This is a genomic window from Nocardia brasiliensis NBRC 14402 (genome assembly GCF_000308475.2).
GTDB classification, from domain to species: Bacteria; Actinomycetota; Actinomycetes; order Mycobacteriales; family Mycobacteriaceae; genus Nocardia; species Nocardia brasiliensis.
In genome coordinates, this window is record NZ_BAFT02000032.1 from 20,969 (window position 1) to 32,541 (window position 11,573).

13 protein-coding genes are annotated in these 11,573 nt (G+C 68.2%); 4 read left to right on the forward strand and 9 right to left on the reverse strand.

Annotated elements, in window-relative coordinates:
- The first annotated feature begins 42 nt into the window (after window positions 1-42).
- Window positions 43-2,112, forward strand: a complete 2,070-nt coding sequence (locus TY25_RS09220; protein WP_042255504.1) for a TerD family protein — start codon at window positions 43-45, stop codon at window positions 2,110-2,112.
- 88 nt (window positions 2,113-2,200) lie between these two features.
- Here TY25_RS09220 and TY25_RS09225 read toward each other — a convergent pair whose 3' ends face one another.
- From TY25_RS09225 to TY25_RS09235, 3 genes are all read right to left on the reverse strand, one after another.
- On the reverse strand, window positions 2,201-2,572 hold the full coding sequence (locus tag TY25_RS09225) for a hypothetical protein (protein WP_042255505.1): 372 nt from the start codon (window positions 2,570-2,572) through the stop codon (window positions 2,201-2,203).
- 11 nt (window positions 2,573-2,583) lie between these two features.
- Window positions 2,584-3,021 carry a roadblock/LC7 domain-containing protein gene (locus tag TY25_RS09230; protein ID WP_014984232.1) on the reverse strand — a complete coding sequence of 146 codons (438 nt, stop codon included), beginning with the start codon at window positions 3,019-3,021 and terminating at the stop codon, window positions 2,584-2,586.
- A gap of 66 nt (window positions 3,022-3,087) precedes the next feature.
- Window positions 3,088-3,315: a hypothetical protein gene (locus TY25_RS09235; protein WP_236639101.1), complete on the reverse strand. Its 228-nt coding sequence runs from the start codon at window positions 3,313-3,315 to the stop codon at window positions 3,088-3,090.
- Window positions 3,316-3,854: 539 nt separating this feature from the next.
- On the opposite strand from TY25_RS09235, the gene TY25_RS09240 reads away from it, so the two are divergent.
- Entirely contained in the window at window positions 3,855-4,751 is an 897-nt protein-coding gene (locus TY25_RS09240) for an aromatic prenyltransferase (protein ID WP_081868766.1), read from the forward strand.
- Between the two features lie 100 nt (window positions 4,752-4,851).
- Complete coding sequence (locus TY25_RS09245) at window positions 4,852-5,052, forward strand: hypothetical protein (RefSeq protein ID WP_042255509.1); 201 nt, start codon at window positions 4,852-4,854, stop codon at window positions 5,050-5,052.
- Window positions 5,053-5,200: 148 nt separating this feature from the next.
- On the opposite strand, the gene TY25_RS09250 is transcribed toward TY25_RS09245, so the two are convergent.
- Window positions 5,201-5,596, reverse strand: a complete 396-nt coding sequence (locus TY25_RS09250; RefSeq protein WP_042255510.1) for a nuclear transport factor 2 family protein — start codon at window positions 5,594-5,596, stop codon at window positions 5,201-5,203.
- Between the two features lie 280 nt (window positions 5,597-5,876).
- Between TY25_RS09250 and TY25_RS09255 the strand changes: the two genes are divergently transcribed.
- The gene (locus tag TY25_RS09255; RefSeq protein ID WP_042255511.1) at window positions 5,877-6,347 is read left to right on the forward strand and encodes a hypothetical protein; all 471 of its coding nucleotides are present in this window, start codon (window positions 5,877-5,879) and stop codon (window positions 6,345-6,347) included.
- Window positions 6,348-6,350: 3 nt separating this feature from the next.
- Here TY25_RS09255 and TY25_RS09260 read toward each other — a convergent pair whose 3' ends face one another.
- From TY25_RS09260 to TY25_RS09280, 5 genes are read right to left on the reverse strand one after another with little or no spacing between them, the layout of a single operon-like run.
- Window positions 6,351-7,142 (reverse strand): ABC transporter permease, encoded by a 792-nt coding sequence (locus tag TY25_RS09260; RefSeq protein ID WP_052382884.1) that lies wholly within the window; start codon window positions 7,140-7,142, stop codon window positions 6,351-6,353.
- A complete protein-coding gene (locus tag TY25_RS09265; RefSeq protein WP_042255512.1) occupies window positions 7,129-8,088 on the reverse strand; it encodes an ABC transporter ATP-binding protein in 960 nt (319 codons plus the stop codon). The genes TY25_RS09260 and TY25_RS09265 overlap by 14 nt, the downstream gene beginning before the upstream one ends.
- Window positions 8,051-9,598, reverse strand: a complete 1,548-nt coding sequence (locus TY25_RS40415; protein WP_052382885.1) for an SDR family NAD(P)-dependent oxidoreductase — start codon at window positions 9,596-9,598, stop codon at window positions 8,051-8,053. Before TY25_RS40415 ends, TY25_RS09265 begins: the two co-directional genes overlap by 38 nt.
- Entirely contained in the window at window positions 9,595-9,843 is a 249-nt protein-coding gene (locus tag TY25_RS09275; RefSeq protein WP_063602714.1) for an acyl carrier protein, read from the reverse strand. The genes TY25_RS40415 and TY25_RS09275 overlap by 4 nt, the downstream gene beginning before the upstream one ends.
- Window positions 9,833-11,572 (reverse strand): HAD-IIIC family phosphatase, encoded by a 1,740-nt coding sequence (locus tag TY25_RS09280; RefSeq protein ID WP_052382886.1) that lies wholly within the window; start codon window positions 11,570-11,572, stop codon window positions 9,833-9,835. The genes TY25_RS09275 and TY25_RS09280 overlap by 11 nt, the downstream gene beginning before the upstream one ends.
- Between the last annotated feature and the right edge of the window lies 1 nt (window position 11,573).

The window sequence follows — 11,573 nt, forward strand, 5'->3', positions numbered from 1 at the left end:
ATCGTCGCACTTCGCGCGATGCCGACGCAGTGGGGGCCAGTAATGGCTTGCGTGCCTGATTACCCAAGGGGTGACTTTTCTGTGACATCTCCGACCCTGGCCAAAGGTCAAAACGTTCGATTGCCGGACGAGGTAGTTCAGATCGACGTCGTGATCGGGTGGTCCGAGTCGGAGATCCAAGTCGACGCCTCCGCGCTGTTGCTGAGCGCTGACGGAAAGGTCGGCGCCGACAGCGATTTCATCTTCTACAACCAGCCGGAGTCACCGGACGGCTCGGTCCGGTTTCTAGGTACGAGCGCGACCGAAGCGGGCGCGCAGGCCCGCATCGCAATCGATCTGTCTGCTGTTTCCGCCGCAGTCCACACCATTGCCCTGGTCGGCAGTGTCGGTGACGGGACCTTCGGCAACCTCGGCAAACTGACCCTTCGAGTAGTCGACGCTGCCGGGTATTCCTTGGCGGAGTACGTGACCGCCGATGCGACTACGGAGTCGGCCTTCGTTTTCGGCGAGGTGTACCGGCGGGGCGGTGAATGGAAGGTGCGTGCCGTCGGGCAGGGCTGGGCCTCCGGACTTGCCGGTCTCGCAACAGATTTCGGTGTCGACATCGACGACGAACACGAAACCGCGGAAGCTACCGCAGACATCGCCTCTGTCGAGGACCCGCTGCCCGTCACAGCCGATGCGATCGAGGTTGTCGCGGTTGCCGATGCGCCGCAGCAGGACACCGCCCCGGTAGTGCGCCCGCAAGCCCGCACTCGCGGTGTCCGCACCGCCAAACGAGCGCCACGCAAGGCGAAGCCGGTCGAATTCAAACTGGCCGAACTCGATTCCTGGCAACCGGCCCCACTTTTCTCGGTCGTCGGCGTCGGTGCGGGTGAAGAGCAAGAGCGGCGCGCGACCTCGGCGCTCATCGCGACCATGCAGGCGGTGCGTCCGTTCGCACGCGCCGTCTGTGCCCGAATGGGTGCGCCGGTGGGCGCTTTCGAGGGTTACGTCGAGGTACAGTACGACCGGGGCGATTCGAAGGTCATTCCAGACGCCGTGCTCAAGGTCTCGCGCGGCAGCCGCGTGTGGACGGGGCTGCTCGAGGTCAAGACGGGCAACGGCAAGCTCCGGCGCGACCAGCTCGAAAGCTACCTCGACGTGGCGCGTAAGAAGAAGTACGACGTAGTGGTCAGCCTGTCGAACGACATTCCGGCCGGGCCGGGCGAACTCCCTGTCGAGGTGGACCGGCGCAAACTCACCAAGGTGGCACTACGGCACCTGTCTTGGTCCGAGGTGGCGCACGAGGCGCGAATGTTGCTCTCCCACGGCGGCATCGACAACGACCTGCACGCCTGGATCCTGAGCGAGTTCCTGCGCTATCTGGATCATCCGCGGTCGGGTGCGGCGGAGTTCGTCGACATGGGCAGGCATTGGGTCGCGGTCCGCGACGCAGTGGTCGCCGGCACCTTGCGTGCCGGTGATCAGAAGGCCCTGACCGTCGCCGATACCTGGGTCGCGCTGTCGCGCCACCTCGCATTGCGGTTGACCGCCGAACTCGGGGTGACCGTCACACATGTCCTGCCGCGCAGGCATCGCGCTGATCCTGGAGCCCGTAGCGCGGCAGTGGCCGAACACCTCGCCGCCGAGGGAAGTTTCGAGGCAGTACTGCGAATCCCCGATACCGCAGGTGATCTCGTCGTGATCGCGGATGTGCGGACGAACAAGATCCGCTGCCGGACCACGCTGGATGCACCGAACGAAGGCAATTCGGGGCGCCGATTGGCTTGGCTGCTGCGGCAATTGAGCGAAGCACCGGGCGACGTCCAAGTCGAAGCAGTCTTCTCCGAACGAGGAAACGAGACCTGCGAACACCTTGCCACCGTGCGGGCGGACCCGAAGGTGCTGACGAACGACCGCGTCGGCTCGATCGTGTCCTTCGCGCTGGAGCAGACGTTTCCGATGGGTAGCCGACGCTCGGGTACCGCCGCGAGCTTCATCGCCAGCGTGACCTCGGCGACCGACGCCTTCTACGGCTCGGTCGTGCAGCCGCTGCGGGGATGGGTGCCCGCTGCCCCGAAACAGCCCGAACCTGCGGTGGCGGACGTGATGGCCGCGGCCGAGGATTGACCCCGGACGGACCGAACCGGCGCGGCAAACGGACCCGACCGGGGCGCGCCCGGGCGGCGAGGGGCCGCCGCGCCGGCGCTACCGGGGGTCAGACCTCGAGGTCTTCTTCTATGCCTTTTAGGCGGTGGCGGGCGAGGGCGAGGTTGGCGCGGGTGCGGTCGAGGGCGAGGTAGAGGAACAGGCCCTTGGATTTTCGGCCGCTCACGGGACGGATGATGTGGTATTGGCCGGAGAGGGAGATGAGGATGTCCTCGATGCCTTCGTTGAGGCCGAGCTGATCGATGGTGCGCATCTTGGCGCGCACCACCTCGGTGTTGCCGGCGGCGGCGACCTGCAGATCGAGCGCTTTGGAACTGCCGAGCGTGCCGAGCGCCATCCCGCTGTTGTAGTCCACGACCGCGGCGCCGAGCGCGCCGTCGATCACCATCATGTCTTTCAGCGACAGATCCAGATTGGACATGTCTTTTCCTCTCATTCGGTGTGTGTTGTCTGGTCTGTGCCGAAGTCGTTCGCCAGCATGTGGTCGGCGATGGCGCGGGCCACCGGCCGCGACTCCAGGTGCAGTCGGCCGACATTCACGTCGGGCCCGGCCAGAACGGTCAGCGAGGTCCACCCCGCCGCGTAGATCACCACGTGTCCTTCGCTGCCGCGCACCACGACCTCGTGGAAGCCGCCCCCGTGCGCGGTGGTCGTCAGCCGATAAGACAGCGACAGTTGCGCGGCGGCCAGGGCGGCCATGCCGCCGGGCTCGATGTGCGGTGGTAAATCGTGGGCGACGAGCAACCCGTCGCTGGAGGCGACCAGCGCGCCGGTCAGCTGCGGGACCCGCTCGCGAAGCAGCTTCAACTCCCCCAGTACGGTCGTGTTCAGTTCCGGTGCGGTCATCGCCACCTTTGTCAACCTTCCCATCAAATCTCCGAGCAATTTCCTTCGCGCGGTCACGGGTCCTCCCAAACTGCCCCGCGGACTTCCGTCTCAACGCTCATGATCGTCCCCAGCGAATTCCGCGAGAATTCCCCGCAGCCGGTATCGGGCCAGCGCCAGATTTCCGGTGTCACCATCGAACAGGACGTGCACGAAGAGCTGCCCGGCGAAATCCCCGGGCAGCGGATTCAAGAGGTGATAGGCGTGCGTTCCGCACACGATGATCTCGGTGTCGTCGGATCCGGTCGCGAGCGCCGCGCAGTGCAGCACTGAACGCACGATATCGGTTGTGGCAGCGGCATCTTCGTGTTGATCGACCAGGTCGTGCCGACCCGCCGCGGCGATCGCGAGACCGCTCGTACCGTCCACTAGTGTCGTACTGCACGCACCGGGTATATCCATAATGCGCGCAAGGCAGCCGTCGATATCGAGCACGCGCTCCTCGCCTGTTCTGTAAGGGTTGAGGATTCCAGACGCTACACACCGTCTCCGCGTGTTGTACGGCAAACGCGGGGGGAATTCGCAGCAGCGCGGCATTTACCGAGGATACGTCCTAAATATACCTCGCAGTATTTAATACCTAACAGTTTCAATACCTTTCGGTATTGCCCCGGACAGCGAAAAGGTACCTTTCGGTTTCCTCCGTTCGGGCCGGCGCCGCCGTCCGTTCGGTCAACGCTTCAACTTTCCTGCCCACTTCGCCGTATCCTGCGCCCGGACCGACTATCGTGTCCCCTCGGACGTCGTGTCGGTCCATCCGTTCCCACAGCCATCGGCGGCTCGGGCAGCCTGTGGCGGTTGCATATTCGAGGTGACTGATGAGTTCTACCGCAGTGGTGACGCTCGACAGCCTGCGCCGGGATCTGCGCGAGTACGCGCGCCTGGCCGAGGTCCGTTACGACCCGGCGGTCGTGGACCCGGTCCTGGAGCCGCTCGCCGACCTGTGGACGAATTCCGTTGTCGCCGTACGCACCACCACACACCCGGTGCCCGAGCGCGACGTCAACATGCGTTTGATGCACGCCGGCGAGCCGACCGAACTCGTCGCCACCCTGCGCGACGCCGGACTGCTCACCTACACCGGACATCCGATGGAGGAGCTGCTTGCCGCCGTCAGCGCGGCGGTGCCCGCCCGGGCGGGCGTCGACGTCGCCCTGTCCGACGGTGTGCAGAAGATCTGGCTGATCTTCCCCGAATTGCTGAGCGTGGAACGGATGCTCGCCTTCCCCGGGATACCGGAGGCGGCCCGCGCGCACGCCGGGCACCTGTCCCGCTACGGCGGCCGAATCGGTATCCTCGCAGTCGATTTCGCGGCCCGCACGATGAATCTGTACTCGAACGTGTTCGAACCGGGCAGCCTCGGCTCGGCCGATATCGCCGAGATCCTGGCCGACCTCGACTTCACCGCAGCGACCGAGGAGGAGCTCGCGCTACTCGGCCGCACCTTCAATATCTATCGCACCTTCTCGTGGACTTCCGCACGCATGCAACGCATTTGCTTCCCGCTGCGCGTGCAGGCCGCGAACTTCCCGACGCACCTGCATCCGGTGCTGGCCCGTTTCGTCGAGGGCGCGCCCTTCGTCGACCCGGACACGCGCGGCTTCGTCTTCTACGCCGCCTACGGCCCCACCGACCGCTACTACAAGGTCCAAGCCGAATACGCTACCGCCCAGCAGGTCACCTTCCCCGGCGGCACCGCGCCCCGCGTCAACTGACGCGCTGCGCAACAGCGGCGGCGACGCTGACAATCCTTTCGCCGCAAGGTGTCCGGCGAGTTGCCGAAACGAGTGGGCGGCGCGCCGCGATGGGAAAGGTATGCGTAGCGACGTACTCACCTGCAGGGAGCGGCGGCAGGTCGTGCGACGGCTCGTCGCCCTGTGCCATCAGATGAACGAGCTCATCGATGTGGCGGAGGCCGAATCGTCGGAGCTGCTGCTCGCCCAGGCGCACACCACCTGCCGACTATTACAGGATCTGGTCCTGGACATGGTCGCGGCCGAGAGCAAGATCCGCTGAGCGACCAGGCCGCAACGAGATCGCCGAGATTGTTTCGGCGTGTCGACAATCCGCGGGGGTGACCGAGCCGAACTCAGATGTGTAGGCATCGATGTTTCGGAACGAGGTCACCATGCGCACACCGGGACTGCCCGATATCGCGAGTTGCTCAGGCGGCCAGCGCGGCGCGCCAGCACCAGGTATCGGTGTACTGATGCAGCGCGCTGATCTTGCCGTCGGCCACGTGCCACAGATGCGCGAACTCCGCGAGTACGGGTTTACCCGTCGCGCGCGCAGTGCCGCGATAGTGCCCGGTGACGAGCACCCCGCCGTCCTCGGTGTCGTACCAGGCCTCGGCGTACGGCGCGATATCGAAGTCCTGGCCGACGGGTCCCCACACGGTGGCCAGCGCGACCTTCGGACCGCGCGGCGCGAAGTCGGTGACGCTGGGCATGCCCGGTGCCACCTCGGCCTCGAACTGCGGATGCAGCGCGGCCAAGATCGCGGCGCCGCTGTTGGCCTGGATCGCCAGATAGAACTGATTCACCACATCTCTGTTGCTCATACCTCGATATTAGAGGGATCATTCTAAATCGGCCAGAGAGGCGGCGGTGATCAAAGGCACAACCAACTTCGCGCCGAGATCGATTGCGGGCCATAGCCAACACGCATATCGGACCGGACGATTCGCGCGGCGTTTGCGGTGTCACGATGACACCGTGCGGCTATCATTTGGTTAATCGTTCCGTGTACCGGGGGTCGGGTGGTGCCGAGGAGCGGCTCGGCGAGGCAGACAAGGCAGGGGTTGAGTGGCCACGATCGCGCAACTGAGGGCAATTCTGGCAGTGCTGCACATCGACCCCGGCGACATCGACGCCCTCGCCACCGAGAACAACGACCCGGCGGTCGAGCGCGCCAAACTGGCCGCGCTGTTGCAGCGGGTGTTCAGCAGCGAACTGCGCAGCGCGGTGACCAACACGCCGGACCAGCAGGAACTGGCCCGGCGCTGGACCGCGGCGAGCACCCAGCCCGCGCTGGACGGCGAGAACGCCACCGAACAGGCCCATTTCGACGCGCACTGGCTGCACAACCGGATCGACGCGCTGGCCCCGCGCCATCTCTCCGATCAGGCCCCGGTCCTGCTCGACGCCGCAGCCCGCGCCGCCGAGGCCGCACAGGTGCTGTTGTCCCTGAGCAGCGGGAACCCGCACGGCGACGGCACCGAATCGCTCTGGCAGACCGCCCTGGACGACCTGGCCTCGGCCTTCCATCTGATCAACGACGAGCACAACGCGATCACTCAGCCGATCGAATAGCGCTCAGCTGCGGCCGACCTTGCTGTGGCTGAGCCGGAACCGGAACAGGGCGACCAGTCCGCCGACGACGCCGACCCCGAGCAGGATCAGGCAGGGCACGACGATGTCGGCGAACCCGGCTCCGCGCAGGATGACGTCTTGGTAACCCTTCAACGCCCAGTACTGCGGCGTGAACGGCGATAAGGCCTGTGCCCAACCGGGCAGCGTGTCGCGCGGCGTGATCGTGCCCGCCAGCCCGCCGATGGCCAGCGAACCGACCTGCGCCATGATCGAGAGCTGGTCGATGGTGCGGCACAGCGAGACGAGCGCGATGCCGAAGCCCCAGGTCGCGACCATCAGCGAGGCGCTGATCGGGACCAGCAGCCAGACCGAGCCCTTGCTGTGCAGGTCCCACAGCGTGAACGCGACCAGCCACAGGATGCTCAGGTGCACCACCGAGAACAGCACCGACGGGAGCGATTTGCCGAGGATGATCTCCCCGGCGCGCACAGGCGCGGCACGCAGCCGATCCCAGGTGCCCCACTCGTGCTCGCGGAAGAACGAGGCGCCGAGCAAGGTCGTGATGAAGAAGGCGAACATCACGATGGTGCCCGGCCCCGCCTGCTCGATGCCGCTGGCGTTGGGGAACCCGCCGAAGAAGCGCAGCTGCGCCTTGTTCGCCGGGGTCAGGAACGCCATCATGCCGATGGGCAGCACCGTGAGCACGATGAGCTGGGCCGGGTCGGACCGGATGCGGCGCAGGTCCGCCCAGGACAGCGCGCGCACCCGATCGACGGCGGAGTCATGCAACAGCATCTCGGATCCCTTCGACGGGCTGGTCGGCGCCGGTCGCGGCCGCGCGCATGATCGCCAGGTAGGCGTTCTCCAGGTTTGGGTGCTGGATCTCCGCGGCAAGCAGTTGCTCGGTATCGGTGTCCAACGTGGTGAACAGCTGCGCGAGCAGTTGGCCCGGCGCGTTCGTCGGAATGTCGAGCCGGCGCCCCTCGACCACCGTGGCGCCCGGCGCGGCGAGGAACCCGCCGAGGCTCGCGGGGATCTCGGTCGCGAATTCGAGACTGACCGCCGCCTGCGCGTGGCGCTCGATCAGGTCGGCGGCACTCCCCTGCGCCAGGATTCGGCCCTGATGCAGCACGACCACCCGGGCCCCGAGCACCTCGAGTTCCGGCAGGTAGTGGGTTGCGTACACCACCGCCGCGCCCCGATCGGCGAGGTTGCGTACCTCGTCGAGCAGGTCTTGCCGGGCCGAGACGTCCGCGCCCACGGTCGGCTCGTCCAGCCACAGCACGTCCGGCTCGTGCAGCAGCGCCATCGCGGTGTGCAGCCGACGTTGCTGACCACCGGAGAGCTGGTGTGCCCGGGTGGTGAGGAACGGCGTGATGCCGAGCCGCGAGGCGACCTCGTCGATCCGCGCGGGCAGTTCCCTGCGGCCCACACCCATCAGCCTGCCGAAAAAGGTCAGGTTCTCCCGCGCGGTCAGCGTCGGATACACGCCGAGTTCCTGCGGCGCGAAACCCAGCTTGCGCCGGGCCTGGCGCGGCTCGGTCGCGAGGTCGATGTCATCGATCCGGACCGTCCCCGAGTCGGCGGGCGTGAGACCCGCGACGATGGACGCCGTGGTGGTCTTGCCCGCCCCGTTCGGACCGAGCAGGCCGACGATCTCGCCGGGTCGCACGAGCAGGTCGACTCCGGTGAGCACCTGTTTCTTACCGTACGACTTGTTCAGATCGCAGATCTCCAGCATCTCGCACCTCCTCGTGCAGCAGTGGCCAGGGCGCGCCCCATCCGGCCGCGCCGAGCACCGAAACTTCTCCGGCGACAACGTCTTCGGCGGAGAAGGCGTTGACGATATCGGCGGCGACCGGCGCGATGGGGTTGCTCACCGCGCGTCCGCCCGGGGTGTTCGTCAGGTCGGTCCACAGCCGCGGCGGACGGACCACCACCACGTGCCACGGATGATGGCGCGCAACGTATTCCGCGAGTCCCTCGACCGCGGCCTTGGCCGCCGCGTAGTGCGGCCACCAGCGGGGCGGAGCCAGCACCGCCTCCGACGAGATCAGCACCACGGTGGCGCCCTTCTCGAGCCGGGGCACGCACACCGACAGCGGCGCGAAGACCAGCCGGGTGCTCGCCGCCATGAACTGCGCGGCGGTCTCGACCGCGTCCGGCGCCAGCGGCAGCGTCGGAATCGCCGGGGCCGCGAGCAGCACCACGCCGTCGAGGGGCCCTTCGGGCAGGGCGGCACCGAGGGCGTAGCCGTCGCTGGCGTCGGCGAGCACCGGCCACAGCCGGTCCCGGTAGGCGTGCGAGGCCGCGGCGAGCACCTCGGGCGCGCGGGTGCAGCTCACCAGGACCCGCGCGCCCTGACTCGCCAGCCCCAGTGAGACGGCGGCGCCGAGTCCCCGGCTGCCGCCGACGACCAGGATGGTGCGGCCCGCGAGCCGCTCCGAGGGCGGTAGCACGGCGGCCAGTTCCTGCGGGTCCGGTCCGGGCACCGACTCCCGGATCAGGCTCTGCACGGTGACGTCGGCGCTGGCGCCGCAGCGCATGCCGGCCTGCAGGGTGACCAGCCCCGAGCGCCGGTCCACCTCGGGCGCGGCGGTGTCGAATTCCACTGCGCCGGAACCGGACCCGTGCAGCACGATGGTCGTCGCGACGAGCAGCGCGTCCCGGCCGGGCGTGCACATGCCGGTCCAGTAGCTGGCCCAGCCGAGCACGGCCGCGACATGTTCGGGCACGCGCCCGCCGATCACCCGCGAGACCAGGGCGGCGATCAACGGGTAGTCCACCGCATACGTCCCGCCTTCGGCGCCCGGCGCCTGCGCGGAATCGCCTGCCACATCGGCCAATCCGAGCACGCGCGGGGTATCACGGCGCGGTTGGTCCGCGGCGGCGGGTCCGCACCACGGCAGCACCGAACCCAGCCGGCACCGGACGCCGACCACCTCGATGCCGCCGAAGCTGACCCGGCCGCGGGCCTCGCTCTCCGACACCGTCCAGTCGACCTCGTAGCGGCGGCCCGGAATCGTCGGCTGCCGGAACGTCGCCCGAATATCGCGCACCGCCATCGGATCGGTGGTCTCGGCGAGCGCGGCCAGCGCCAAGGTGACCACGAGCGCGCCGTGCGCCACCGGCCTGCCGTACGGCGAACGGTGGCCGAAATCGTTGTCCACGTGCAACGGATTGCGATCACCGGTGGCGGCCGCGTAGGTCGCCACGTCGGTATCGGTCACACGGAACACGCGGGCCGTCATGACACCCGCTCCCGCCGTGCGGTCACCACGGCCGCGGCGAGTTCGGCGAGCGTGGGTTCCGACGTGAGCGTGCGCTCCGGAAGTTCCACCGCGAACGCGCGTTCCACCGCGTACACCAGCCGGACCTGGGCCAGCGAATCCCAGGTGTCCATGTCGGCGCGCACGGTATCGGGGCCGTGGGCGGCCGGCTCGCCGACCACTTCGGCGAACAGCTCGAGCAACTGCTCCATCACATCAGTAGCCATGGTGGGTCTGCGCCTCTCGCACGTGCGGGCTGCGCGCGGGCGCGCCACCCGTCAGGTCGAATCCGTATACCGCCCCCTGCGCCGACTCCGCCTCGAGTGCGAAACCGTGCCGGGGGTACAGCTCGCGCACCAGCGCGTTGCGGGCGGTCGGGAGATACCGGCCCACCAATCGCGAGCTGCCCTGTGCCAGCGCCCATTCGGCGGCCGCGGCCAGCAGATTGTCTTCCGCGTTCCGGCCGATCACCCGGCAGCTCAGCAGCAGGGTGTCGATCTCGACGGCGCCCTCGCGGTCCTCGGCGAGCAGCACGCCGACGATGCCGTGATCGGCGAAACGGTCCCGCAGGCGCAGGATCGCGGCGAACCAGCGCGGATCCTCGGCCATCTTCCGGACCTGGCTCTGGGTGTGCCTGCGGGTGGTCAGGTTGAACTGGTTGGTCTTGGCGATCAGCTGGGCGGCCCGGTCCAGCGTGGTGCTGTTGATCGGCTCGATGGTGGCGATCATGTCCAGGCTCGCGAGGAACTCGTCCAGGTTGTCCGTCACGATCCGTTCGGCGGCGGCCAGTGCCTGGTAGGAGCGCTGCCGCGAGAAGTCCTCACTCGACAGCGCACCGGGATGCAGCCAGGGCAGCGCGGCCAGCGCGGCACGGAACTTCGCGGGCGCCGCGGGCAGGCACAGCGCGCGCACCTCGGGGTGCGCGGCGACGACCTGGGCGCATTCGGCCGGGTTGTCGTCGACGAACGCAATGCTGCCGAGGCCGAGCCGGATCTTCTGCGAGATCTCCTGGAGCTGTTCGGATTTCGGCCGCCAGTCGGCGACGATGTGGGTGAAGTCCGCGGCCCGCAGCACCATGCCCGGCGCCTCGTCGATGGCCCGCAGCGCGAGCTCGCGATCGTTCTTGCTGGCCACCGCGAGCAGTACGCCGCGCTCGGTGAGCGCCCGCAGATAGCGCTGGAAATCGGCGAACGCCTCGCCTTCGGCGCCGGTGCCGACCCGGATGCCGTCGATGCCGTCGTCGCCGAGGACGCCGCCCCACAGGGTGCCGTCGAGGTCGACCACCACGCACCGCGCGGACCGGCCCCGGTCGGCCGCGACCGTGTCGGCGATCGCCGCGGCCAGCCACGGCAGGCTGTCCGGCGCATACGGTTGCCGCACCCGGTACCAGCTGCGCGAGTCCTCCCACTGCCGCAGACCCACCTGGGCGGCAAGCTGTTCCACGTCGACGAAGAGCACTCGGCCCGCCGCCTGTTCGGCGAGCCGCGCGTTGATCTCGCGCACCCGGTGTGAGAGCGACTGCGGGGTACGCCAGGCGGCCGCGCCGTACGCGTCGACCGCGGGCGGTGCGAACCCGAGCTGCACCACCCGCACGCCGGAGCGCGCCGCGGCGTCCCACAGCCCGACCCAGCGGTCCACGGTCTCCTCGACCGTGCCGGTGACATCGTGGTGCGTACCCGCCAGCACGACGTAATCGCCTTCGCGAAACGGTGTTTGAGGCGCGAGCAGGACTTGCTCGACCTGACCGAACGGAAACTCGAGCAGCTCCGGGGTCACCCCGGCGCGAGCGCAGGCCAGCGGCAGCAGCTCGGTGAGGAAGTCGGTGGTGTAGGTCGCCAGCACGGCCAGACGAACGGCGACGCCCGGCGAGCTCGGTTCGCGGGCGAGCGTTTTCGCGTGCTGGGTCCACGCGACATATCCGTCGGCGGGTGCGATCCGCACCGCGATATCGGCCATC